At 55.9% G+C, this 24,636-nt stretch carries 21 protein-coding genes; 8 read left to right on the top strand and 13 right to left on the bottom strand.

Going from position 1 to position 24,636, the window contains the following annotated elements:
• Window positions 1-53: 53 nt before the first annotated feature.
• The 6 genes from V9K67_RS12160 to V9K67_RS12135 form a co-directional block, all read right to left on the bottom strand.
• Window positions 54-1,274, bottom strand: coding sequence for a DUF1015 domain-containing protein (locus V9K67_RS12160; RefSeq protein WP_336722781.1), 1,221 nt, complete (start codon window positions 1,272-1,274; stop codon window positions 54-56).
• A 36-nt stretch (window positions 1,275-1,310) separates the two neighbouring features.
• Entirely contained in the window at window positions 1,311-2,414 is a 1,104-nt protein-coding gene (gene serC / locus V9K67_RS12155; protein ID WP_336722780.1) for a 3-phosphoserine/phosphohydroxythreonine transaminase, read from the bottom strand.
• Window positions 2,415-2,523: 109 nt separating this feature from the next.
• The gene (locus tag V9K67_RS12150; RefSeq protein WP_336722777.1) at window positions 2,524-6,105 is read right to left on the bottom strand and encodes an efflux RND transporter permease subunit; all 3,582 of its coding nucleotides are present in this window, start codon (window positions 6,103-6,105) and stop codon (window positions 2,524-2,526) included.
• A gap of 124 nt (window positions 6,106-6,229) precedes the next feature.
• Window positions 6,230-7,396 (bottom strand): efflux RND transporter periplasmic adaptor subunit, encoded by a 1,167-nt coding sequence (locus tag V9K67_RS12145; RefSeq protein WP_336722774.1) that lies wholly within the window; start codon window positions 7,394-7,396, stop codon window positions 6,230-6,232.
• An 87-nt stretch (window positions 7,397-7,483) separates the two neighbouring features.
• Complete coding sequence (locus V9K67_RS12140; RefSeq protein ID WP_336722771.1) at window positions 7,484-8,896, bottom strand: TolC family protein; 1,413 nt, start codon at window positions 8,894-8,896, stop codon at window positions 7,484-7,486.
• Window positions 8,897-8,900: 4 nt separating this feature from the next.
• Entirely contained in the window at window positions 8,901-9,515 is a 615-nt protein-coding gene (locus V9K67_RS12135; RefSeq protein ID WP_336722769.1) for a TetR/AcrR family transcriptional regulator, read from the bottom strand.
• A 144-nt stretch (window positions 9,516-9,659) separates the two neighbouring features.
• On the opposite strand from V9K67_RS12135, the gene V9K67_RS12130 reads away from it, so the two are divergent.
• Complete coding sequence (locus V9K67_RS12130; RefSeq protein ID WP_336722768.1) at window positions 9,660-10,253, top strand: DUF502 domain-containing protein; 594 nt, start codon at window positions 9,660-9,662, stop codon at window positions 10,251-10,253.
• A gap of 374 nt (window positions 10,254-10,627) precedes the next feature.
• On the opposite strand, the gene V9K67_RS12125 is transcribed toward V9K67_RS12130, so the two are convergent.
• Together V9K67_RS12125 and V9K67_RS12120 are read right to left on the bottom strand one after the other, a co-directional pair.
• Entirely contained in the window at window positions 10,628-11,431 is an 804-nt protein-coding gene (locus V9K67_RS12125) for an ion transporter (RefSeq protein ID WP_336722765.1), read from the bottom strand.
• Window positions 11,432-11,547: 116 nt separating this feature from the next.
• Window positions 11,548-11,799, bottom strand: a complete 252-nt coding sequence (locus V9K67_RS12120; RefSeq protein WP_336722763.1) for a hypothetical protein — start codon at window positions 11,797-11,799, stop codon at window positions 11,548-11,550.
• Window positions 11,800-11,993: 194 nt separating this feature from the next.
• Between V9K67_RS12120 and htpG the strand changes: the two genes are divergently transcribed.
• Window positions 11,994-13,886: a molecular chaperone HtpG gene (gene htpG / locus V9K67_RS12115; protein ID WP_414696771.1), complete on the top strand. Its 1,893-nt coding sequence runs from the start codon at window positions 11,994-11,996 to the stop codon at window positions 13,884-13,886.
• A gap of 63 nt (window positions 13,887-13,949) precedes the next feature.
• On the opposite strand, the gene V9K67_RS12110 is transcribed toward htpG, so the two are convergent.
• Window positions 13,950-14,177, bottom strand: coding sequence for a hypothetical protein (locus tag V9K67_RS12110; protein WP_336722762.1), 228 nt, complete (start codon window positions 14,175-14,177; stop codon window positions 13,950-13,952).
• Between the two features lie 412 nt (window positions 14,178-14,589).
• Between V9K67_RS12110 and V9K67_RS12105 the strand changes: the two genes are divergently transcribed.
• Together V9K67_RS12105 and V9K67_RS12100 are read left to right on the top strand one after the other, a co-directional pair.
• Window positions 14,590-15,000, top strand: coding sequence for a response regulator (locus V9K67_RS12105; RefSeq protein WP_336722760.1), 411 nt, complete (start codon window positions 14,590-14,592; stop codon window positions 14,998-15,000).
• Window positions 15,001-15,285: 285 nt separating this feature from the next.
• A complete protein-coding gene (locus V9K67_RS12100) occupies window positions 15,286-16,185 on the top strand; it encodes a carbohydrate kinase family protein (RefSeq protein ID WP_336722758.1) in 900 nt (299 codons plus the stop codon).
• 299 nt (window positions 16,186-16,484) lie between these two features.
• On the opposite strand, the gene V9K67_RS12095 is transcribed toward V9K67_RS12100, so the two are convergent.
• Both V9K67_RS12095 and V9K67_RS12090 read right to left on the bottom strand, forming a co-directional pair.
• Window positions 16,485-17,399, bottom strand: coding sequence for a toxin-antitoxin system YwqK family antitoxin (locus V9K67_RS12095; RefSeq protein WP_336722756.1), 915 nt, complete (start codon window positions 17,397-17,399; stop codon window positions 16,485-16,487).
• A 288-nt stretch (window positions 17,400-17,687) separates the two neighbouring features.
• Complete coding sequence (locus V9K67_RS12090; RefSeq protein WP_336722754.1) at window positions 17,688-18,803, bottom strand: mechanosensitive ion channel family protein; 1,116 nt, start codon at window positions 18,801-18,803, stop codon at window positions 17,688-17,690.
• Window positions 18,804-18,974: 171 nt separating this feature from the next.
• On the opposite strand from V9K67_RS12090, the gene V9K67_RS12085 reads away from it, so the two are divergent.
• Both V9K67_RS12085 and V9K67_RS12080 read left to right on the top strand, forming a co-directional pair.
• Window positions 18,975-19,196 (top strand): hypothetical protein, encoded by a 222-nt coding sequence (locus tag V9K67_RS12085; protein ID WP_336722752.1) that lies wholly within the window; start codon window positions 18,975-18,977, stop codon window positions 19,194-19,196.
• A gap of 80 nt (window positions 19,197-19,276) precedes the next feature.
• Entirely contained in the window at window positions 19,277-20,167 is an 891-nt protein-coding gene (locus V9K67_RS12080; protein ID WP_336722750.1) for an alpha/beta fold hydrolase, read from the top strand.
• Between the two features lie 120 nt (window positions 20,168-20,287).
• Here the strand turns inward: V9K67_RS12080 and V9K67_RS12075 are convergent, their stop codons facing one another.
• Window positions 20,288-22,525 carry a TonB-dependent receptor gene (locus tag V9K67_RS12075; protein WP_336722748.1) on the bottom strand — a complete coding sequence of 746 codons (2,238 nt, stop codon included), beginning with the start codon at window positions 22,523-22,525 and terminating at the stop codon, window positions 20,288-20,290.
• 108 nt (window positions 22,526-22,633) lie between these two features.
• Here V9K67_RS12075 and V9K67_RS12070 point away from each other — a divergent pair, with 108 nt between their 5' ends.
• On the top strand, window positions 22,634-23,287 hold the full coding sequence (locus V9K67_RS12070) for a metal-dependent transcriptional regulator (protein ID WP_336722746.1): 654 nt from the start codon (window positions 22,634-22,636) through the stop codon (window positions 23,285-23,287).
• Window positions 23,288-23,392: 105 nt separating this feature from the next.
• Here V9K67_RS12070 and V9K67_RS12065 read toward each other — a convergent pair whose 3' ends face one another.
• The gene (locus tag V9K67_RS12065) at window positions 23,393-23,641 is read right to left on the bottom strand and encodes a hypothetical protein (protein WP_336722744.1); all 249 of its coding nucleotides are present in this window, start codon (window positions 23,639-23,641) and stop codon (window positions 23,393-23,395) included.
• A 101-nt stretch (window positions 23,642-23,742) separates the two neighbouring features.
• Between V9K67_RS12065 and V9K67_RS12060 the strand changes: the two genes are divergently transcribed.
• The gene (locus tag V9K67_RS12060) at window positions 23,743-24,543 is read left to right on the top strand and encodes a TIGR00266 family protein (protein ID WP_336722742.1); all 801 of its coding nucleotides are present in this window, start codon (window positions 23,743-23,745) and stop codon (window positions 24,541-24,543) included.
• The last annotated feature ends 93 nt before the right edge of the window (window positions 24,544-24,636 follow it).

Genomic DNA, 24,636 nt, shown 5'->3' with positions numbered 1-24,636 from the left:
CAAAAAGAGACGCCGGGGGCGTCTCTTTTTACAAAATAACAAATCGTTATCCATTAGATCAGGTGCGTCAGCAGGCCGTCGCGGAGCTTCGGTTCGAACCAGGTGCTCTTGGGCGGCATCACGTTGCCGCTGTCGGCGATGTCGAACAGCTGCTGGATGCTTACGGGGTACAGGCTGAAGGCGGCCTTCATATCGGCGCTTTTTACCCGCTTTTCCAGTTCGCCCAGGCCGCGGATGCCGCCTACGAAGTCGAGGCGCTTGTCGGTCCGGGGATCCTGGATGTTCAGGATCTTGCTCAGCACGTTGTCCTGCAGGATGGTCACGTCCAGCACGCCGATGGGGTCGTTCTTGTAGGTGCCTTCCTTGGCGGTCAGGGTGTACCAGGTGTTGCCCAGGAACAGGCCGAACTGGTGCAGCCGGGCGGGGCTAACGGCAGTCTCGCTCTTTTCCACGGTAAAGTCTTCTTCCAGCTTTTTCAAAAATTCCTCGTTGGTCAGGCCGTTGAGGTCCTTTACCACCCGGTTGTAGTCCAGGATGGCCAGTTGGTTGGCCGGGAAGATGGTGGTGAGGAAGTACTGGGCGTCCTCGCTGTCGGGCAGCTCGCGGCTTACCTTGGCGGCGGAGGCGGCGCGGTGATGGCCGTCGGCGATGTAGGTAAAGGGAACTTTCTCCTTGAACAGGTTGGTGATCACGTCCACGGTTGCCGGGGAATTCACCACCCAGATGGTGTGCTGTACGCCATCGGGAGCGGTAAAGTCGTACTCAGCCACGTTGTGCTTTTTCCAGTGGTCGAAAATATCGTTCAGTTCTTTAATGTCTTTGCAGGCCAGGAACACATTGCCGGTCTGGGCGCCGATAACGCGCATGTGGTTGATGCGGTCCTGCTCTTTTTCGGGGCGGGTGAATTCGTGCTTTTTGATCACGTCGTCGAAATAGTCCTTTACCGAGGAGGCGCAGACCAGGCCGGTCTGGCGGCGGCCCTTCCACTGCAGCTCGTAAATATAATAAGCGGGTTGCTCGTCCTGGAACAGCACTTTTTCGTCGATGAACTTCTGCAGGTTGCTTTTGGCTTTTTCGTACACTTCGTTGCTGTACAGGTTGACATCTGCCGGCAGGTCGATCTCGGATTTGGTCACGTGCAGGAAGGACAGCAGGTCGCCTTCGGTTTCCTTGCGGGCTTCTTCCGAGTTCAAAACGTCATAAGGCTTGGAGGCTACCTGGGCCGCAAACTCGTTGTGCGGGCGGAGCGCTCTGAAGGGTTTGATAACAGACATAGTATCTTATTGATCTATTTTGAAAAGTGGGGGGGGTTATCCTTTGGATTGGGCAAAGTGCTTCATCAGGTCGGTCAGCGCTACCACGCTGTCATACGCCAGGGCGTTGTACATCGAGATGCGGAAGCCGCCGACGCTGCGGTGTCCTTTCACACCTACGGCGCCTTCCTGTACGCACAGGTCGTTGAATTCCTTCTCCAGGGAGGAGTCTTCCATCACGAAGCAGGCGTTCATCTTGCTGCGGTCTTCTTTGGCCACGGTGCCTTTGAATACCGGCAGGCTGTCGATGGTGTCGTAGAGCAGTTGGGCCTTTTTGTCGTTCAGGTGCTCGATGGCATGGACGCCGCCGATGCTCTTGAGCCAGCGCAGGGTGAGCATGCACACGTAGACGGCAAAAACCGGTGGGGTGTTCAGCATGGAGCCGTTGTCGATATGGTTGCGGTAGTCGAGCATGGTGGGCAGCGGGCGGTTCACCTTGCCGAGGGCGTTCTTGTTCACCACCACCATGGTCACGCCGGCAGCGCCGATGTTCTTCTGGGCGCCGGCATAGATCAGGTCGAACTTGTTGAAGTCGAGCTGGCGGCTCAGGATGTCGGAGCTCATGTCGGCTACCAGGGGCACGTTCGTATCGTAAAACAGCGACAGGTCCTGCCACTGGGTGCCATAAATGGTGTTGTTGGTGGTCAGGTGCAGGTAGGCCGACTGGGGATTTACGGTAAAATCCTTGGGCAGCCAGGTGTAGTTTTCTTTTTTGGAAGAGCACACCACGTCCACAGTGCCGAACAGTTTGGCCTCCTTGATGGCTTTGGCGCCCCAAACGCCGGTATCGGTATAGGCGGCGGTAGCGTTGCTGTCGAGCAGGTTCATGGGCACCTGGAAAAACTGGGTGGAGGCGCCGCCCTGCAGGAACAGCACTTCATGGTCGGCATCCAGGTTCATCAGCTCCTTGGCCAGGCTTACCGCCTCGTCCATAACAGGCTGGAACAGCTTGGTGCGGTGGCCGATCTCGAGGATGGACAGGCCCGAATCATTGAAGTTCAGAATAGCCCGGGAGGCTTCCTCGAACACTTCACGGGGTAGAATGGCCGGTCCGGCGCCGAAGTTGTGGAGGGTAGAGGTAATGGAAGTTGCTGTGTGCATGTGCTTTAAATTGAGGGTGCAAAAGTAGCGAGTTAATCCCAAACTGGCTTAAAATGCAAAGGCGGCCCCTTGCGGAACCGCCTTGCTAATTATACAACGCTAACTACAACTAGAGCCAACTGCCGATAAAGGCTCCGTTCACCGGCTGGCCGGCCAGCTTGCGCTTGCGGCGGACAACGTCCCGGTTATGAACGATCATGGCAATTATGGCCAGGATGATAAAGATGGGGGTCAGCGGCGGAATGCCCAGCATGGACACCCACTTGCCGCCGTACAGGCGCTGCATCGGGCGGCGCAGGCGCTCGGCCATCAGGTACATGCCCGGCACCATCAGCAGGGTCATGAAGAAGGCGAAGATCAACCCGAAGATGATAGTCCAGGAAAGGGGTTTCCAGAACACCGCGTTGTCGCCGCCGAAGAAAATGTGGGGGTTCAGCTCCGAAAACAGCGAAACGAAGTTGATGTTGAAGCCCACGGCAATGGGAATAAAGCCCAGGATCGCTGCCAGGGCGGTCAGCAGTACGGGGATGATCCGCGTCTTGCCGGCCTGGATCACCGCTTCGCGGGTACGCATGCCCCGGGCCCGCAGCTCTTCGGCAAATTCGATCACCAGGATCCCGTTCTTCACCACGATGCCCGCCAGGCCCACAATCCCGATACCGGTCATGACCACGGAGACGGTCATGCCGGTCAGGGCAAAGCCCAGCAGCACGCCAATCACGCTGAAAAGGATCTCGGTTAAAATGATCACCGGCTTGCTGATGGAGTTGAACTGCAGCACCAGGATGAACAGGATCAGCATCAAGGCAATGCCCAGGGCCTTGCCCAGGAAGGCGCCGGTTTCGGCCTGCTGTTCGCCTTCGCCGGTCTGGCGGATGGTCACGTCCTCGGGTTTGCCTTTGAAGTCCTTGATATAGCTGGCCAGGCGTTCGTTCACCTCGGTAGGGGTGTAGCCCTGCGTCAGCAGCACGTTGGACGAAAGGGTGATCACCCGCTTCTGGTTTTTGCGCTTCACACTGCCCAGGGTGCTGGTGTAATCCACCTTCACCAGGCCGCTGATAGGGACGTTCTTGAACCGGCCGGTGGCCATGTCCATAAAGGAAACGTTCATGTTCAGCAGGTCCACGAGGTTCTTGCGCTGCACTTCCTTGTTGCGCAGCTGGATCTTGTATTCGTCCTCGCCTTCCTTGATCTTCGACACTTCGCGTCCGAACAGGGCGGTGCGCAGCGACATGCCGATCTGGGCCGAGGAAACGCCTTCCGACAGGGCCCGTTCGCGGTCCACGGTCAGGGCGATCTCGGGGTTGGTGAGGTCCACGTCCATTTTCAGCTCTTCCACGCCGGCCACCTGGATGGAGTCGAGGTAGTTCTTCAGCGCTACGGAAGTCTTGATCAGGTGGTCAAAGTCCTCACTGGCCACCTCGATATTCACCGGGGGCTCGGTCGGAGGACCGCCTTGTTCTTTATTCACGGAGATCTCGGCGCCGGGGATGCCCTTCATCACCTTGCGGATCTCGTCGAGGTAGGGGGCGGTGGATACGCCGTGGCGTTTTTCAAACTCCACGAAGGACACCTGGATACGGCCGCGTTCGGGGCGGGTGCTGCGATCGCCGCTCATGGGGTCGCTGGCGCCTACCGCCACGTTGGTGATCACGCTTTCCACCACGGGGTTTTCCTTACCGTTTTCCATGTGCAGCACTTTATACACCCGCTTTTCCAGGGTTTTGGTCACCGAGTCGGTATAGTCCACGTCGGTGCCCACGGGCAGCTTCAGGTACACGAAGATCTGGTTGGGGTCGCCGTCGGGGAAGAACACCACCGGCACTTTGCTGGCGCCGAAGATGACAAAGGAGGAGATGAGCAGTCCTACGGTGGCCAGCAGCATCCATACCGGCCGCCAGCCGGCCAGGGCCCAGCGCAGCGAACGCTCGTAGCGGGTCATGATGCCCGGCAGCATGCGGTTCTGGAAGCTATGGATGGCGTCGTTGATGAAATAACGGTTCAGCACGGCCAGTATGACCATGAACAGCACCAGGTTGCCCAGGAAGAAGGCGCCCAGGAGGTCGAGGATGATGCCACCCGCTACGGCCAGCCAGAGGGTTTTTTTGCGGAAGATGGCCGACTTCGGCTCACGGTGCGCGCCTTCTTCGTGGTTCATGAAGTCCACCGCAAATACGGGGTTCATCAGGAAGGCCACGATCAGCGAGGCCGAGAGCGTGAAGATGAGCATCGTGGGCAGGTAGATCATGAACTTGCCGATAATGCCCGGCCAGAACAGCAGCGGCACGAAGGGCGCCAGGGTGGTGAGCGTACCGGTAAGTACGGGCACGAACACTTCGCCGGCGGCCATCATGGCGGCATTGCGCGCCGAGATGCGGCCCCGCGCCTCCACGAAGATGCGGTGGGTGTTCTCGATCACCACGATGGCGTCGTCCACGATGATCCCCAGCCCGAAGAGCAGGGCAAAGAGCACGATGAAGTTGAGCGTCACGTTGCCGCCGACGATCAGTTCGGCCGCGGGCAGGAACAGGAAGGCCACGAACATGCTCAGGGGTACCGACAGGGCTACGAAGAAGGCGTTGGTCACCCCCATGAAGAACATCAGGATCAGCAGCACCAGGATAAAGCCGATAACGATAGTGTTCACCAGGTCGTTAAAGGAGGTGCGGGTAGCCTTGCTCTGGTCGCCGGTGATCACTACCTTCAGGTCCTTGGGGTAGTAGGACTCCTTCAGCTCGTCCACCACTTTCTTGACGGCATCGGAGGTTTCGATGAGGTTTTCACCGGAACGCTTGATGATGTTCAGGGTGATGACCTTCTCGCCGTTCAGGCGGGCGTAGCTTTCGGTTTCCTTGATGGTATCCTTGATCTCGGCGATGTCTTTGAGGTAGATGGGGTTGCCGCGGGAGTTGCGCACCAGGATGCCCTGGATGTCATAAGCGGTTTTCAGCTGGCCTTTAAGCTGGAGGGAGCGCTTCATGTTGCCCACGTCGAGCAGGCCGCCGGAGATGTCCATGTTTTCGCGGGCCACGGCGCCGGAGATGTCGTCGAAGGTGACGCCGGCCGCCTGCATGCGGTAGTTGTCCACGTTGATCTGGAATTCCCGCTCGGGGCCGCCCACGATGTCCACGCGGTTGATCTGGGAGAGTTCTTCCAGCTTGTCCTGGGTTTCGTCGGCCATGGCTTTCAGGCGCATCAGGTCGTAGCTGCCGCTGATGTTCACGTACATGATCGGCTGGTCGGAGAAGCTCACTTCCAGCACGGTGGGCTGCTGGGTAAGGTCGGTGGGCAGGTCCTGCTTGGACTTATCCACGGCATCCTTCACCTTTTGCAGGGCCACGTCGGTCTTTACGTCGGTGCTGAACTCCACGATAATGGCCGAATAGTCCTGCACCGAGGTGCTGGTGACTTTATTGATCTTGGCGCCGGTGATGCCCTTGATCTGTTTTTCGATGGGCTGGGTCACCAGGTTTTCGATGTCGCGGGGCGAGTTGCCTACGTGGATGGTCTGTACGTAGATAGTGGGGATGACGATATCGGGAAACTGCTCCTTGGGCAGCGTCACGAACTGCATCACCCCGATGATGGTGACGAAGATCATCACCAGGTACATGGAGGTTTTGTTCTTGATGCTCCATGTGGTAGGTCCAAAGTGTTTGAACTTACCGGTAAAGTTTTCTAAAGCGCTCATACAATGTATTTGGAGGTTGGAGGCGGTTATGTTGGTGGTAGGTTCCGGGCAAGGGAGTCCCCGCAAAACCGGGCAGGTGTTAAAAACCTGCCGGGTTTGTAGACAGTTTCCCTGGAAACGTTCCTTATTTCACTACGGTAGTGATCTTCTGACCTTCGTACAGGCCCTGGAAGCCTTCGGTGATCAGCTGGTCGCCGCTTTGCAGACCGCTTTTCACTTCCAGTGCGTTGCCATACAGTTCGCCTACGGTGATGGTGCGCTTGTGGGCCACGAGCTTGTCGCCTTCCTTGGCGGCCACCATCACGAATTTGCCTTTTTCATCATTCTGAAGGGTGTTCACCGGGATGGTCACGGCGTTGTTGTTGCCGTAATCCTTGATCTTCACCTTCGCCAGCTGGTTGGCTTTGAGGCCGGCTGCAGCGGGGATCTTCGCTTCGATATAGAACGTACGCGAAGAGGGGTCGATCACGGGGCTCAGCACCGACACGGTGGCATTGATGGTGCGGTTGTTTTCTTCGGGCAGTACGATTTCCACGGTGCTGCCTTTGGAGATGCGGTCCAGGTAGTTTTCCGGAACCTGGGTCACCACCTTCAGGTCGCCGGTATTGACGATGCGGATCTGGGGGCCCAGCTGGGTGGCGCCGGTAAACAGTTCGCCTACCCGCACGTTCACCTGGTCGGCGATGCCCGAATTCGGAGCGGTAACGGTCATCAGCGATGCCTGGCGCTGGATGAGGGCGATATTTTTTTGCAGGGTTTCTACCTGGGTTTGGGCGGTCAGTACCTGCTGGTACGTGCCGATGCCCTGGTCCCAGAGGCTTTTGGTGCGCTTGTAGGTGTCCTCGGCAGCGGCCAGCTGCACTTTCAGGGGATCGATCTGCTGGCGGATCAGCTGGTCGTCGAGGCGGGCGAGCACCTGGCCTTTACGCACCACGTCGCCCTGCTTTACATAAAGGGCTTTCACCACGCCGCCCTGGCCGTTGGGGGGCGCCACGTAGGAAATGTTCTGGGCTTCCACCTTTCCCTGCAGCTCGATGAAGTGCGAGAAGGCGTTGGGTTCCAGGATGGCGATGGTCACCAGCTTGGCGTTCTCCACCTTGGCCGTGGTATCGAGTTTGGAAATATCTCCCTCCAGTTTGGTGATCTTGTCGTTCAGCTCTTTTTGTTCTCCTTTCAGTTTTTCCAAAGCAGCTTTCTTGTCATTCAGTTCTCCCTGGCTGTCTTTCCGGGCATTGCCGCAGGAAGCTCCCAGGATGCCTACGAACAGCAGGCCGTAAATTATCTTTTGCATGAGTCGGTTGGTTTTTACGTGAATCGTGAGTCGTCAATGGTCAATGGTTCTCTCATTGAGCATTGCTTATTGTCTATTGCTTATTGCTTATTCTTTTTCGTCCAGTTTGCCCAGCGATTTCAGGTAGCTGACCTTCGCCACCACGGCGTTGTACAGGGCGGTGAAGAAGTTCGATTGGGCGGTTTGGAAGTCATTGTCGGCCTGCAGCACTTCGAAGGAGCTGCCCAGTCCCTGCTCGAACTTGATCTTGGTGGTCTGGTATACGCGTTCGGCCAGGCCCACGTTGCGTTCCTGGATGTCGAGGTTCAGCAGGGCGTTTTTGAGGCTTTCCCGGGTCATCACCTGCTCCAGGTCGATGCCCTGTTTGGCATTGGCGAGGGTGTTGTCCACTTTTTCCACGTTCAGCTGCGCCTGGTTTACTTTCTGGCGGCGCTGGAAGCCGTCGAAAATGGGCACGTTCACATTCAGCCCGACATAGGAGCTTTTGAACCAAAGAGTGTTGTCGTTGGTAAAGAACTTCTGTCCCATGGCATTGATGGAATAATTGCCGGCCAGCGCCACGGTCGGCAGGTTGCCCATCTGGTAGCGCTTTTTATCCAGCTCCTGCAGCCGCTTCACGTGGTTGAGGGTCCGGATCTCGGGGCGGTCTTCGTATTTGAAGTCGTTTTGCAGGATGTCTTTCTTCACCTGGGCCACGGTCAGCTCTTCTTTCAGCTTCACGGTGTCCGCCTGCGAAAGGCCGAGGGCGAACTTCAGGGCGGCATAGGAAAGCTCGATGCCGCTGCGCACGGTGTTTTGCGTGGTCTTCAGGTTGGTCAGCTGCACCTGCACTTTATCCAGGTCGAGCTTTTCGGCAAAGCCGTTTTTATACATGACCGAGTCGTCGTGGTACAGCTTTTCCAGCCGTTTCACGCCTTCGTTCAGGAAATGCAGCTGCTTTTCGCCAATGAGGATGGCGTAATATTTTTTATAGGCGTCGTCCTTGATCTTTTCCCTGGTCTGGTCGATCATGGAGCTGCTGTAGTCCAGGGCGGTCTGGCGGGCTTTCAGGCCTACGAATACGTCGGGCTGGAACAGCAGTTGGGTGAGGCCGGCGCCCACGCCCAGGTTCCAGGGCTGCTGGAAGCTTACCTGCTGCATCTTCGGCTCGGGGATCTTGGTGATCGGGCCCGCAGCACCACTGACGCCTTCATCTTTTAAAATCGAGTAAACGGCGGTGGAGGTGGCGTCGGGGAACAGGAAGACCGGCAGTTTCATATAGTACTGGGCCCCGGCGGTGCCGCTGACCTGGGGCAGGGCCGAACCTTCGATCTCGCGGTTCTTGGCTTCCTGCAGCTTGTAGTCGATCTTGGCGTTTTTCAGTTCCGCCACGTTTTTAAAGGCCAGTTCTACGGCTTCCTTTACGGTGAGCTCGTAGCGTTGCTGCGCCTGTGCCTGTCGGGCACCGGCAAACAGCAGGGTAACGGCTGCAAGAACCACCTTGGGTATCACCTTTTTCATGGATTTATTTTTTTTGTCGTTGGTTTTTGTATTCGTGAATCAGTTCTTGTCCCTTGGGCGTAGCCAGTCCGAACAGGAAGTGCTCCAGCAGGTGCTGCTCGATATACACCAGGGCCGTGCGGTTGTTGGGAAACACCTCGGGGTTGAAACCCAGCATGATGCTGTGGATCCGGTAACGGGTCAGCAGGTCCACGTCGATCTCGGGACGGTACAAGCCTTCGGCTACGCCCCGCTCCAGGTTGGCGCGGATCGACTGGTACAGGAAGCCGTTCTTGAATTCCTGGTACACCTTGAAAGCTGCCGGGTGGTATTTCTCCATGTCGTACAGCACGGCAGGGTTCATGGTGGCGAACATTTCCTGGATCTGGTCGTAGGCCAAAAATACCTCGTGCAGGGCGTTGTCGGCCCGCTGCTGGTCGGCGCAGCATTGCTCGCGGCTACAGTCCATGATGCCGGCAAAAACGGCAGACACCAGTTCGTCCTTATCGGTAAAGTATTGGTAAAGGGTTTTCTTCGACATGCCCAGCTGGGCCGCTATATCATCCATCGACACCGAGCGGATGCCGTAACGGTTGAACAATTCGTGCGATTTGTGCAGTATGCGTTCTTTAGGTTCCATCTCTACAGGCAAAACTATGGAAACTTTTTCTGTTGCTAGAGTTTCCAATAAGATTTTTCTGTTACGATCTCTTCGGTCCGCTTGGCCTGGTGCACCTATTTTTGCGGCGCGAACAAGCGTACATTTACCCAATAACCATTCAAAATGAGTAAGATAGTAAGTAAGTTGGTGCAATATTTCCTGCAGGGGCTGCTGGTAATCGCCCCGGTGACCATCACCATTTATGCCATTTACTGGATCGTTTCCTCCATCGACAGCCTGATTCCGCTGTTTACCGTGCGGGGCGCGGACGGCCAGGTGTATGTGCAGAACTATGGCCTGGGCTTTTTGCTGGTGCTGGCCATCATTTGCATGATCGGCTACCTCAGCAACTTTTTGCTCCGCCTGAAGCTGTTCAACCTGTTTGAAACTTTTCTGGAAAAAACCCCCGGCGTCCGCCTGATCTATTCTACGGTAAAGGACTTTTTTGAAGCTTTTGCCGGGGAAAAGAAAAAATTCAACCAGCCGGTGCTGGCCAATATCGACGACAACGACGTCTGGCGCATGGGCTTTATCACCCAGACGCAGCTGGCCGATTTCGGCTTCGACGGCTACCTGGCGGTCTATATCCCGGCCTCGTACTCCATCGCCGGCAACGTGTACATGCTACCGGCCAGCCGTGTCAAACCCGTAACCAATATCAACGCCACCGAGGCGATGAAGTTCGCCATTAGTGGCGGGATTACGCATTTTGAATAGTTTACGGATTTATAGGTCATCAGCTCTCTAGTACAAGTCGATTTTATATGGATCGCCGGGGTAAGCGGAAGCCCGCAGGGCTTCAACAAAAGTAGCCCCGGGTGAAACCCGGGGTCAGCAGTAGTTTATCACTACAACCCCGAATGGGGTTGAATGTATCCTGTTCAACTTAAAGCAGTATTCGGCTTCGAAGGAGTTTTCGGAAAGCCTTCCCGATTGGGTACTGTTTACTTGCTGTGGGTTCCAAATTCAACCCCTGCGGGGTTGAGGTAACGAACTACTGCTGACCCCGGGTTTCACCCGGGGCTACTTTTGTTGAAGCCCTGCGGGCTTCCTGTCCATTGAGGTCCATCCGCGTTAAAATGGTATAAAGTCTATTTTCTATTTTCCTCCCGGTCCTGTTTTTCGATCAAAGTGCGGAGGTCGTTGATGGTATGTGTGAGTTGCTCCACCTGCCGGCGGAGGGCGGCGATGTCGTCGGCGCCGGCCACCGGCGCCTCTTTTTCTTCTGCGTCGCGGCCCACGAAGAACGAGGCAAGCGTGGCGGTAATATACCCGAAGATGGAAAAGGCATACAGCGCCAGCAGGAAGCAAAGGGCGCGGCCTTCGGCGCTTTGCGGCCAGTACTCGCTGCCGCTGGTCGTGAGCATCATGGCCGTCCACCACAGCGCCTGCCCGTAATCCTGCAACCCGCCCTGCACTTCTTTTTCAAAGGCAAACATGCCCGCCGCCCCGGCCAGCAGGACCAGGAGGGTTAATACAAATACATAGCGCACCCCCCGCCGCCGCATGGTGGCGCCCAGGCTGCGCATGCCCCGGTTCAGCGAGGCCACGACTTTTACCAGCCGCACGCCCCGCAAACCACGCAGCAGCCGCACCACCCGGACCACCCGTACCAGCCGGAAGGCCGGAATGACCAGGGAAAGCACCGTCAGCCAGTTCTTTTTCAGAAATTTCAGCTTTTTCGGGGCCAGCAGGAGCTTGAGAACGAAGTCCAGGATAAAAACCACCCAGATGCCCATGCTCATCAGCTCCAGAGCCGGGCTCAGGCCATGGGTCAGCTCGATGACCAGCAGCACCAGCCATACAAAGCCCAGGAAGACCAGGGGGCCTTCCAGCAATTGTTCCAGGCGGTAGAGCAGGGTGTTGCGTTGGTGGGTGAGGGGTTTGGAGGTCACGTATTTGCGAATTTAAAAGTTCCTAAGTTCCTGAGTTCTTTTGAAGGAAAAAGCATATAGGTTTCCAATAATAGTGATTTACTTTTCGGGGTTAGGTTAACTTAGAAACTCAGGAGCTATTCATCGGTATAAACTTCCCTTCCATCCGCCTCGTGCCCCAGGGAAATCTTTCCTTCCGCGGCCAGCTTTTTCAATAATTCCTGCACTTCGATCTTCAGGCCGGCCACGCCTTCTTCGGTTGTCACTTCCTGCAGTTCCATCAGCTCGGTGGCTACTTCTTCGGCCGTACCTTTCTGAAAAAGCGACAGTACATACAAGACTTTCTCTTCCAGGGGAAGGTCGTTGGAGTATTTGTTGTTCGGATCCATATTCCTTGGTTTAAGGGTGTTTTCTGAAAAGGTTTTCAAACAACAAGCCATTCTGCAGGCCGAAGCCCGGCGGTGCGGCGTTTTTTCGCCTGCTGTACTGCCGGGCCTGTCAATTTGGCAAGGTAGGGGCGTTTGGAACAAGCCTTGATCGGGACAAGGGCCAATTTATACGTAAAATTTAATTCATTCATATTATGGTGCAAGAGAAAGGATCCATTTCGATCCATACCGAGAATATCTTCCCGATCATCAAGAAATTTTTGTATTCCGACCACGAGATCTTCCTGCGGGAGCTGGTGTCCAACTCCGTGGATGCCACCCAGAAGATCAAGCGCCTGTCGTCCATGGGCCAGTACCAGGGCGAGCTGGGTGACCTGAAAGTGGAGGTTTCGGTGGATGAGGCTGCCAAAACCATCACCATATCCGACAGGGGGATTGGCATGACCGCCGACGAGATCAAGAAATACATCAACCAGATCGCCTTCTCCGGCGCCGAGGATTTTCTGGAAAAGTTCAAGGAAGCCAAGGACGCCAACGAGATCATCGGTCGTTTCGGCCTGGGCTTTTACTCCGCCTTCATGGTGGCCGACCGGGTAGAGATCCAGACCCTCAGCTACCAGCAGGGCGCCGAGCCCGCCCGCTGGATCTGCGACGGCAGCACCGAATTTGAAATTACCGAGGGCAGCCGCACCGAACGGGGTACCGATGTGATCCTGTACGTGAATGCCGATAACGAGGAATTCCTGCAGAAGACACGCCTGGAGGATATCCTGAACAAATACGGCAAATTCCTGCCCGTGCCCATCCAGTTCGGTACCCGCACCGACGACGTGGAAGACGGCGAGGACGAGGAAGGCAAACCCAAATACAAAGAGGTGGAGGTGCCCAACATCATCAACAATACCACCCCCATCTGGACCAAGGCGCCTTCGGACCTGAAGGACGAAGATTACCTGAAGTTCTACAAAGAGCTCTATCCCTTCTCCGAAGACCCGCTGTTCTGGATCCACCTCAATGTAGACTACCCCTTCAACCTGACCGGCGTACTCTACTTCCCCAAAGTGAAGAACGAGTTCGACCTGCAGCGCAACAAGATCAAGCTGTTCTCGCGCCAGGTATTCATTACCGATGAAGTGAAAGACATCGTGCCCGAATTCCTGATGCTGCTGCACGGCGTCATCGATTCGCCCGATATCCCGCTCAACGTGTCGCGCAGCTACCTGCAGGCCGACGCCAACGTGAAAAAGATCAACGGCTATATTACCCGCAAAGTGGCCGACAAGCTGAACGAGCTGTTCCGCAAGGACCGTAAGTCGTACGAAGAGAAGTGGCCCGACATCGGCATGTTCGTGAAGTACGGCATGCTCAGCGATGACAAGTTTTATGACAAGGCGAAGGACTTCGCCCTGCTGACCAATACCAAAAACGAGCATGCTACCCTGGCGGAATACCGCGAGAAGGTGAAGGATGCCCAAACCGATAAGAGCGATACCGTTGTATACCTGTATACCAACGACCCTACCCGCCAGGACAGCTTTATCCAGGCCGCCAACCGCAAGGGCTTTGATGTGCTGCTGATGAATTCGCCCATCGACAACCACTTCCTGCACCACCTGGAAACAAAGCTGGAAAAGACCAACCTGAAGCGCGTGGACGCCGACGTGATGGAGAAGCTGATCCAGAAATCGGAAGAGCCCAAACACGAGCTGACTACCGAGGAAGCGCAAACCGTGCAGGAGGTATTTGAGAAAGCCATCAACAAGCCCAACATGAAGCCCGAAGTGGAGGCCCTGGCTACCGACGACCTGCCGGTAACCGTAACGGTAGACGAATTCATGCGCCGCATGAAGGATATGGCCAAGTTGAGTGGCGGTGCCGGCATGGGTTTCTACGGTTCCCTGCCCGATACCTACAAGGTAGCCATCAACGGTAACCACAAGCTGATCCGCCGCATCCTGGAAACCGAAGGCGAAGAGCAGCGCCTGCAGCTCGCCCGCCAGGTATTCGACCTGGCCCTGCTGTCGCAAGGCATGCTCACCGGTGCCGACCTTACCGAGTTTGTGCAGCGAAGCGCGAATATGATCTAAACGAAAAAGCCCCCCGCTGCAGCGGGGGGCTTTTTCGTTTAGATAGTTTACGCGTTTACGGGTTTACAAGTATTTGTAAACATTCTTCTTATAGTTGGCCAGATCCTGTTCCGTGGAAAATTCATCGAACTTGTCGGATTTGCCGTTGGCGTATTTGCGCACCAGCACGACGGTGCCGCCGCCGATGATCATGCGTTCGGCCCGGCTGAAGATCTGGTCCAGGGCATCGCGGTTCTGAATGGTTTGCAGCTCTTCGATTTGAGTAACGTTGATGAGGTATTCGTGGTTCATGAGTTCTGCTATAAAGGCGGTAAGGGTAATTAATTGTCGGGGTTAAGTGTTTTTTTTAGCATCCTTTTTTCGAGCACAAGGTATAGCCGGGCTGTCATAAAAAAATAACAATTTAACCGGGAGAGAAGCGGATTTCACCTCCTTTTTATGCGCCTTTGCCTAAACAAACTACTTACCTGCGCTTCTATAAGTACTTTTGTTTCGGTCAAACAGAAAAAACGTTTTAATTTTTAAACAAAAGTAATTCGTACGCTGTTTGACGCTATTTTTACCGGTGCGTCAGCAGAAAACGGCGAAACCTGCAGCGTGCCGCTCCACAGGCTCAAAAGGCCAAAGGAGCTACCCACCGCCGATCACCCTGAAGAAGCTGCCGTTATCGACAAAACGGATAAATAATTGCTAAAGGAAACCAATGGACAGTACTAAAAAACATGTAATTCTTTGCGTAGACGATGACCCGGAAGACCTGGAACTCTTGCAGCATGCCTTACAGACCGTTGGCTCCAATTACCTCATTGAAAAAGCGCATAACGGTGAAGAGGCCCTGATGCGCCTGCGGGAGATGAAAGAAACCGAAGACCTGCCCTGCCTGGTGGTGCTCGACATTAACATGCCCCGCATGGACGGCAAGCAAACGCTGGTGTCCATCCAGGCCGACCCCGTACTGGCCGCCGTGCCGGTGGTGATCTTTACCACCTCCTCCAGCATGCTGGACAAAATGTTCTTTGCCAAAAAGAATGTGGAGTTCATTACCAAACCGGTGAGCTTCGATACGTTCTACAAGATCGCTTCCCGGCTGATCTCTTTTTGCAAATGTCCCTAGCAATCACTTTTATGACCCTGCAATAATGCTGATGCCGGGAGCAGGCCACTCCTGTCCCGCATCGGCCCGAAACTAACTGCACTTTTTCGGCCGCAACTAACTGCTTTATTTTTACCCTGACTAACTGCTTCATTTTTTTTACTGCTGCTGCCTGCATGTTTTGGAGGGTGTAAAAATCTTACGCCGTTCCCTGGTTAAATTCACTATATTAACATCTGTTTCAACGTAACGGCGAAGGCCGCTTTGGCGCCAAAGGTTTTCCCGGCGGCTAAATTCATTTGCAGCATGATACAACCTTTATCGTTCCAGGTAGTGTGCTTTGGGGAAACCCTGTGGGATATCCTGCCCGACAGTTTCCAGCCGGGCGGCGCTCCTATGAACGTGGCGTATCACCTCAATAAGCTGGGGCTGCATCCCGCCCTGATCACCCGGATCGGCACCGATGTACTGGGCAGCCGGCTGGTCGGCCTGTTCCAGGAAAACAATATTTCTACCGATTATTTCCAGGTCGACGGCAAGTATGCAACGGGCAAGGTGTATGCAAAGCCCGATAGCCAGGGAGAAGTGGACTACGAGATCGTTTATCCTTCGGCCTGGGACTGCATTGCCTGGGAGGACCGGTTTACCCCCTTACTGCAGCAGGCTCATTACTTCGTTTACGGTTCGCTGACGTCCCGCAACCCCGAATCGCGCCAAACGCTGCACCGGTTGCTGGAGGAGGCTACCATAAAAGTTTTCGACACCAACCTCCGCCCGCCTTATTTCGAGCGCTCCCAGGTGGAATACCTGATGCAGCAGGCCGACATCCTAAAAATGAACCAGTCGGAGTTTGATCACATTGCCGGCTGGTTCCGGCAGTACCGGCAGCCCGAAGACCAGATGCGCTTCTTCCAGGATCGTTTTCAACTGGAAACCGTGGTGGTGAGCAGGGCCGGCGCCGGTGCGCTGATGCTGCACAAAGGCGGCCTGTACCGGCACCAGGGATACGGCGTGGCGGTGCAGGATACCATTGGTTGCGGAGACGGGTTCATTGCCGGCCTCCTGCACCAGCTGTGCAAAGGCGCCGCCCCGGCCGCTGTGCTGCCCTATGCCAATGCCCTGGGTGCCCTGGTGGCCACCTATCCCGGCGCTTGTCCGGATTATGAAACGGAAGAGATTTTCTCCCTCATAAATTCGGCAGAATAGAGCGATTTGTTAAAAGGAAAAAAAGGGGAGAAAAAAAGATTGATACTGATCAATTAATGGGCTTTTGTTGTATCTTCATGTCTCATCAAAAAAAAGGAGGTATTCATGCAATCTACAGAATATTCATGGAAACCTTCGGTTGGTATCGCCTAACCGGGTTGCTCCATTCAAATATCTGAAGACGCCGAAGCAGGCGTCAAGGGCCACTAAGTTTTCTTAGTGGCTTTTTTTATGCCCTGCAAAAAAAGCCTCCGGAGAGGCTTTGCTGTTTTTTATAGGTGAGGCTTTCGCCTGGGACGTTAATGGTGAAAGTGGATAACCTTTTTGGTATGGGCCCGCTTGAAATGGTGGGGCGTGCTTTTCTTCCCGTTCCGGTCGTATTGCTCGGTGTAGAGCAACTTGCCTTCGGCATTATAAAATTTCCACTGGCCGGAGCGCACGCCATGGTTATAAAGGCCCGAGGCATGGGTGGTGCCGTCGGCCAGCGTTTCGGTCCACAGGCCGTCCTTCAGTCCGTCGGTATAATGGCCCGAGTCCTTTACCCGGCCCTGTTCGTCGTAGTTCACATAAGGGCCGTGGTGCACGCAACGGTCGAAGGGGGCGGCATAACCTTCCGGGCGGTCGCCGGTATTGTGCTGGATCTTTTGCAGCAGGGTCAGCGAGGCCGTGGTGGCGGCAGCGGGGGCCCCCGGGTACTTCGGCTTAAAGTGGGCCGACACGTCGCCCTTTTGCTGGGCCTGGCGGGTCAGGGCATAGCGCTGGTAGCGGGGGTGGTTGCGTTGCAGGTCGGCCTGGATATAGCGGTACTTACGGGCGCTGTAATGGTGCTCCGATTTCAGCTGGCCGTTGGGGTACCAGGTTTTCCAGGCGCCGTCGGGCAGGCCCCGGTCCAGTGTGCCCGAATCGCAGCGCTGCTTGTTGTTGTAAAAGCTTTCCCAGGGACCATGCAGCTGTTCCTTGCGGAAATGAATGACGAAATGCTTCCCTTCGCCAAAATGAAAGCCGGTAGCCCGCACCTGGTGACGCGACAGTTCCTTTTTATGCACGGAGGGATTCTCCAGGATGCTTTCGTGGTTCCGTGCGGCAGGAGCGGCAACTGCGCCTGCGGCCGCTTCATAGTCCGGAGCTACGAAACCGGAGGGGAGTTCCTGGCCGGAAGCAGCGGAAAAGCAGAAGAGCGCAGACAAGGCTATGAGCATATTTTTAGTAGTCATGGGAATCAGTTTGACAACTGCAAAAATGCAGCAACACGGATAAAATGTATTCCTCCTGCTTCAAAAAAGGTACCGCATTAACATTTCTGAAACACAATACCATGGCGGGTTTGGAGCGAAACGGGCCCGGTTCTAAAGATGGTAAAAACGTACATATTTGCTTTCTGCGGTACCTGCCCGGGGATAAACCTTGCTAATGGGAAAAAAGTGTGTTTATTTCCGTAACTGCACCTGAAAAACGGGGTCCATCTCCCGGAATACTCCAAAAAGCAAAACCGTTTTACGTCCTTAGTTTTTTTCTTCACCCGCCTCCGCCAGGGCCATTTCGCCCAGGCCGTTTTCCACAAATGCCCGGGCTTTGGGAAGGCAGTCGGGGTAATTTTCGTTCAGGAAGCGCAGGAGGTTTTCCCGAACATAACAGCGAAGGTCAAAGGCGTTGCCCGAGGTGCGGGCGCTCATAAGGGCCCGGATCTCCACCGTTTTTTCGGTGGTATTGGTCACATGCACGGCATTGACCCGGCCGTCCCATAAGGGCGTGTTCTTCAGCAGTTTGGTCAGTTCTTCCCGCAGGGGCGCCACGGGAACGCTGTAGTCGGCATAGAGAAAAACCGTTCCCAGCAGCTGGGCCGACGTACGGGTCCAGTTTTGAAAGGGCTTTTCAATAAAGTAATTGATGGGGAGGATCAGCCGCCTTTCGTCCCAGAGACGCACCACCACGTAGGTGAGGTTGATTTCCTCGATGACGCCGTATTCCCCTTCCACGATCACCACGTCGTCGATGCGGACCGGCTGGGTAAAGGCGATCTGGAAACCGGCCAGCAGGTTGCCCAGCGACTTCTGGGCGGCAAAGCCGATGATGATGCCGCCGATGCCCACGCCGGTCAGCAGCCCGGCGCCGATCTTGCGCATAGCGCTGAACGTTAGCAGCACGGCCGCTATGGTCAGCAGCACGATCAGCCCGGACAGCACTTGTCGCAGGAACTGCACCTGGGTGCGGATCTTGCGTTCGCGCAGGTTGTCGGCCTTGCGGAAGTCGAACCGGTGGTAAAAATAATCCTGTGCCACATGCAGGCAGCTCAAGAGGATCCAGGAAAAATTAATGATCAGGAGGATCTCCACCATCCGGCTGATCCTTTTCAGGAACACGGGACGGATATCCATCACCGGCAGGAGGAAGTTGACCAGGAACAGCGGCAGGAACCAGGCCATCGGGTTCCCAAGATGCCGGAGGGCTACCCGGAACAGCGAAAAGTTGCCGGTTTGCACTGCCTTGTTGCGGGCGAAGAGCGACAGCAGCAGGCGCAGCACCAGTCCCAGCACCAGGGCTGCCGCGAAAAGGAGAATATTCCAGCCCCAGGCAGGCAGGTAGCCCGCATGGAGTAACTGTTTTATTTGTTCTTCCATGAAATGTGGTTTCGTTTTTCGATTTTTGGGAAATCCTGTCCCAATGTTGCCTGCTGTTTTACCAACATCATACCTGTTTTTTTACTTCAGCAAACGTTTTTTTAATATGTAAAGTATTTGTTATTTTATAATTACCGGCGTAATACTTGTACAGGCTTCCAAAACGTTGCTATGGAACGAAAGGATGCTATCATTACCGAAGACGGTCAGCGCCTGACCGTGGAGAACGGAGAGATTGTGGGTACGGAAGATACGGGAGGCGGCCTGGCCTATGAAGGCGAGCCCGTGCAGCCCGGCGACGAAAACCGGAAATCCGTTCCTGCTCAAAACCCGCATGGTGTGGGCGGCGACTGCCCCAAACGTGACCGTGACCGGGAGAACAACCGGCAATAAGCAATAGGCAATAAGCAATAGGCAAATTGTATGTTCCTTCTTGCCTATTGCCCATTGCCTGTTCAATTTGATTGTTTGTCATGACGAAACATTTTTTTACGCTTTCGGATGACCGGCGCTTGTGTTATGCGCAGGTAGGCCCGGTCGCCGGAACGCCGGTCCTGTATTTTCACGGCACGCCCAGTTCGCGGCTGGAGGTGCTGCTGCCCCAGGAGTATGGCCTGGACCTTCCTGCCGTGCTGGAGCAACTGCACCTGCGCCTGCTGGTGGTCGACCGGCCGGGCCTGGGCGGTTCAGATTTCAACCCCCAGGGCACCTTTACTTCGTTTGCCCACGACCTGCGGCAGTTACTGCAGCACCTGCATATTAGCACCTGCCACCTCTTGTGCTGGTCGGGGGGCGGCCCCTTTGGCCTGACCATGGCCTACCTGTATCCCACCGTCATCAAAACCGTGTTTATCCTGTGCGGTTTTACCCGTCCCCTGGACCGCGAGGTCATGCGGCAAATGGGCACCAACAAATGGTATTTCCGTGCTGCCCGCACGGTGCCGCCGCTGGCAAAGCTGGCCCTGCGGCTGGCCTGCCGCCACCAGCAGGGGTTGTCCGTTCCCCGCCGGCTGGTGGGACTGCCGCCGGTGGATTATGACCTGATCCGGGACCGGCAGCGCTTCCGGAAATTTTCGGCCCTTACACTCCGGGAAGCCTGCAGCCAGGGCGCCCGGGGAGCGGTGTACGAGGCCGCCCTTTATTTCCGCGAGCTGGGCTTCGAGCTGTCCGATATCGTGCAGCCCGTACATTACTGGTGGGGCACGGAAGACTGCAGTGTCATACGCGCACATGCCGCTGCCGCCGAACAGCAGATCTTCGACTGCACCATGCATTACAAAGAGGGCGAAGGCCATTTTTCCTTATACCTGCGTTATTTCCGCGAGGTGCTCGACGCCATTGCGGCCGCCGGCCCGGTGGAGTAGGCAGATAAAAAAAATCCCCGGTGCTGCTTTTTGCACCGGGGAGGAAAACTCCGCCCGCTTTACCAAACCCTGCGGGCAGCAGTGTTGTAATTAGCTCCTCAAATTTCTTTCCATCCTTTTTTATTTCACGGTCCAGCGCACGCCCAAGAAGCCCTTGATGCCCTGGATGGGCGCATAGTTGTAGCTGGGGTCGAATGTATAGCCATAAGGGTTGTTCACCTTATCGTTTACGAAGTTATTGAACGGGTCGTAGGGCCGCAGGATGGGATCTTTGGGAATAAAGTTCAGCAGGTTTTTGGCGCCGGCAAAAACCTCCAGGTTGTGCGGCAGCCGCTTGGTCAGCTGCAGGTTCATGAGGCAGTGCCAGGGCGACTGTTCGGGCCGGAAATCATCGGGCACGGTCGGCAGGTGCATGGGGCCCATCACCTTGCCGGTAAGGTCGGCGGTCAGGCCTGCCTTGCGGAAATTATAGCTGAGGGCGAAGTTGCCGGAAAACCGGGGCGCAAACAGCTGCGGCATTTTGGTCCTATGGCCGTCGGTTCGTTCTTTCCGGTACACGTTCATCAGGGTGGCGCCGGTCACCAGTTTGAGGCCCTTGGGAAATGAAAGCTCCGCATTGATGGTAGCGCCCCGGGAAACCGCATGGCCGTCCAGGTTGCCGTAAATGATTTTCCGGGGATCGGTCAGGTAGTCGGCAATGATCTGGTTGGTAAAATAGGTATAAAACAGGCTGGCATCCAGCGACAGGGTAGCCCGGTCGCCCTTCCACCAGCCGTTGTAGTTGGCGTTCACGTTCCAGCTTTGCTCGGGCTTCAGTTGTTCTTCCACCACCACCTCGCGGGCACCCGACAGGGCCGCATGGTCTTCGGTAAACAGGTTCACCACCCGGTAGCCGCTGCCGCCGGTCAGCCGCAGGGTGTGGCGGGGATGCAGGGCATATTTAAAGCTCAGGCGCGGAGTGACGATTCCGCCGTGGATGCTGTTGTAGTCGTACCGCAGGCCGGTGAGTACGGTCAGGCCCGAGCCGAAGGTGACCTCATTCTGCACGAAGATGCCGGGGAGCCAGGTGGCCGAAGGCTTGTTTTTCTTGGCGGTGCTGTCGGCGGTTGCAATGGAGTTGTCATCGTACCAGATGTAGCGCAGGGGGATGCCGGCCAGCAGGCTGCTGCTGCCCAGGCGGCCGTCCCATACCAGCTGGGTAAAGGCGGTATGCTGCAGGGCGTCGTACTTGGTGGTGCCGTAGTACGAGTCCTGGTGATGGAAGTTGTATGAATAGTCCAGCCGGATTTTCTCCCGCAGGGGCAGGTCGTAGGTGCCGATCACTTCCAGGCGGTCGGTGGAGATGCTTTCGCCGTAAATGCTGTCGCTGCCGCGCCAGCTCTTGTTCCATTGCAGTTCGCCGCCCCAGCGGTTCTCGGTCACGTAGCGGGCGGCCAGGGAAGCCTTGCGGCCGGCCTTGCGCTCAAAGCTCCACTTGTTGAACAGCGACAGCCGTTGCTGCTGGGTGACGTCGGTAAAGTTGTCGTGATTGATGTCCTGGGGCGTCCAGTAGTGGAAATGGTTCACGCCCAGCAGGGCCGATGCTTTTTTGCCCGCCGACCAGCGGGTGGAAATGTCGGTATTGAGCTCGCCGATGCTGGTGGCCATCAGGTCGACGCTCAGCTTGTGGGCATCCGAGGGGTCCTTGGTCATCACGTTCACCAGGCCGGCCACGGCTTCGCTACCGTAGAGGGTAGAGGCGGGGCCTTTCACCACTTCCACCCGCTTGATGATGGATTGCGGGATGCCGTGCAGGCCGTAGACCGTGGCCAGCGACGACACGATGGGCATGCCGTCGATCAGGATCATGGTGTAGGGGCCTTCCAGGCCGTTGATATGGATATCGCCGGTATTGCACACGTTGCAATTGATCTGGGGCTGCACGCCGGTGACCATATTGAGGGCTTCAAACAGGGCAGGTGCGGGGTTTTTCCTAAAAAACTGGGGCGAATAGACCTCTACCGGTATCGGTGAGGACAGCCGGGTCACGGCCTTCATGGTTCCTGATACCACCACCTCGTCCAGGTTGTTGGTGGACGGTTCGAGGAAAACGGTGTAGGCGCTGCCCTGGGCCTTGAGCAGGAGGGTGTCGGTATGATAACCGGTATGCGAGGCCAGCAGGCGGGTGGCGCCCGGGGGCAGGGTAAGGCTGAACGTGCCGTTTTTACCCGTGCGGGTGCCGCCGCCGTTTTCCAGCACGATGCTGCAGTCGGCCACGGGTTCGTTATTGGCGGCGTCTTTTACCGTGCCGGTCACGGTCCTCGTTTGGGCCGCCGCCACAAAAGGCAGCAGGAGCAGGCTCAGTACAATTCGCTTCATGTAACTATAAAGATTAGGTTGCAAAAGTATAAAGTTAGAGGATTCTAACAAATTTGTTCCCGGCTCGTTTTTTTTATTGCCGTAAGTTTGGCGCTTTAATAGTGAGGAATGGATCATTCATTGACTGAAGAGAACTACCTGAAAACAATCCTGGCTTTGTCGGGAGGGTCGGACGAAGTAACCGTGAACGAACTGTCGCAGCGGCTGGGCATCAAAATGCCCACGGTGACCAGCATGATGAAAAAGCTGGCGGAGAAAAAGCTGGTGCAATACCAGAGCTACAAGCCGCTGAAGCTGACCGAGCAGGGTCGCCAGGAGGCCAGCGCCATTATCCGCAAGCACCGGCTGACCGAGATGTTCCTGGTGCAGGTGATGGGCTTCGGGTGGGAGGAGGTGCACGAGATCGCCGAGCAGGTGGAACACGTGCGCTCGTCGCATTTTTTTGAAAAGATGGATGAAATGCTGGGCTACCCCAAGATCGACCCGCACGGCTCGCCCATTCCCGACAAGCACGGGCGGATGGAAGGGGTGCCGCACAAAAAGCTAAGCGAAGCCGGCCCGGGCGAAACGGTTACCCTGGCCGCCGTACTGAATTCTTCGGCCGATTTTCTCAAATACCTCAACAGCCGCGACCTGCGGCTGGGCACCGCCATTACCGTCCGATCGGTGGAAGCCTTCGACGGCAGCATGATCATCAGCTACGACGACCGCCCCGGCGAAACCATCAGTCTGACGGTAAGTGATTTATTGCTGGTAGAATAGAGAATTGAGGAATTGGTAAATTGGTTAATTGGGGTATTGGGTCCAGAGAGCAGGAATGTTCCTCCTTTCCTAATATCCCAATTAACCAATTAACCAATACCTGCATTAGACTTTCCCCTTGTAGTCCCAATGATCCTTGATGGTTTTTCCTTCCGCGTCTTTCAGCAGGCGGCGGGCATAGCGGTCGCCCCGGATCATGCCGGAGGCGTCGGCCTCACCGATAAACATCAGGATGGGGTTGCCTTCTTCGTCGGTTTTCAGCGCCAGGTCGTAGTCCCGGAATTTCAAATTGACCATAGTGCTGGGCTCGTATTTCTTATTGAGCTTTTTCAACAGATTTTCACCAATATGCATAGATAAGGATTAAGAATATACTGTCTGCCAACACAATGCCGGAAACAGTGACCGCAGCCGAACTCGTGAACTTGTAATACCTTGGCAGAAAATACCAAACTATGAACGGATTCTCTCAATCGCACCAGATCGACTATAAAATATTGGGTGAGGAAATGCAGTGTGTGGAGATCGAGCTCGATCCCAACGAAACGGCCGTTGCCGAAAGCGGTTCCTTTATGATGATGGAGGACGGCATCCAGATGGAGACCATCTTCGGGGACGGCAGCGGGCAGCAGAAAGGCTTTTTCGGCAAGCTGCTCGGGGCGGGCAAGCGCCTGCTCACCGGCGAAAGCCTGTTCATGACGGCTTTTACCAATATCGGCGGCGGGAAGCGCCGGGTCACCTTTGCCTCTCCTTATCCCGGCAAAGTCATCCCGCTGGACCTGCTGCGCCTCGGCGGCCGGATGATCTGCCAGAAAGATTCGTTTTTGTGCGCCGCCAAGGGTGTGACGGTGGGCATCGAGTTCCAGCGCAAGCTAGGTTCCGGCCTGTTCGGCGGCGAAGGCTTTATCATGCAAAAGCTTGAAGGCGACGGCCTGGCCTTTGTGCATGCCGGCGGCCATATCGTGGAAAAGGAACTGCAGCCCGGCGAGCTGCTGAAGGTCGACACCGGCTGCCTGGTAGCCTTCCAGAGCTCGGTGGACTACGACATCCAGTTTGTCGGCGGCATCAAGAATACCATCTTCGGCGGTGAAGGCCTGTTCTTTGCCACCCTGCGCGGGCCCGGCCGTGTATGGATCCAAACGCTGCCGGTCAGCCGCCTGGCCAGCCGCATCCTCCAGTACGGCACCGTGGCCCGCAAAGAGGAAGGCGGCCTCCTTGGAAACTTCGGCAATATGGTCGACGGCGACGGCTGGTAGGTTTGGGAACAAGGGATTTGTTCATGGGTTAATTGGGATATTGGGAACCAGGAAGCGACCTTCCAACTTTCAATGCCCAATTAACCAATGAAC

It is taken from the genome of Huijunlia imazamoxiresistens (assembly GCF_037132455.1).
In the GTDB taxonomy this organism is placed as follows: domain Bacteria; phylum Bacteroidota; class Bacteroidia; order Chitinophagales; family Chitinophagaceae; genus Flavisolibacter; species Flavisolibacter imazamoxiresistens.
The sequence above is the reverse complement of the archived record's forward strand: the minus strand, read 5'-3'. Positions and strand labels throughout refer to the sequence as shown.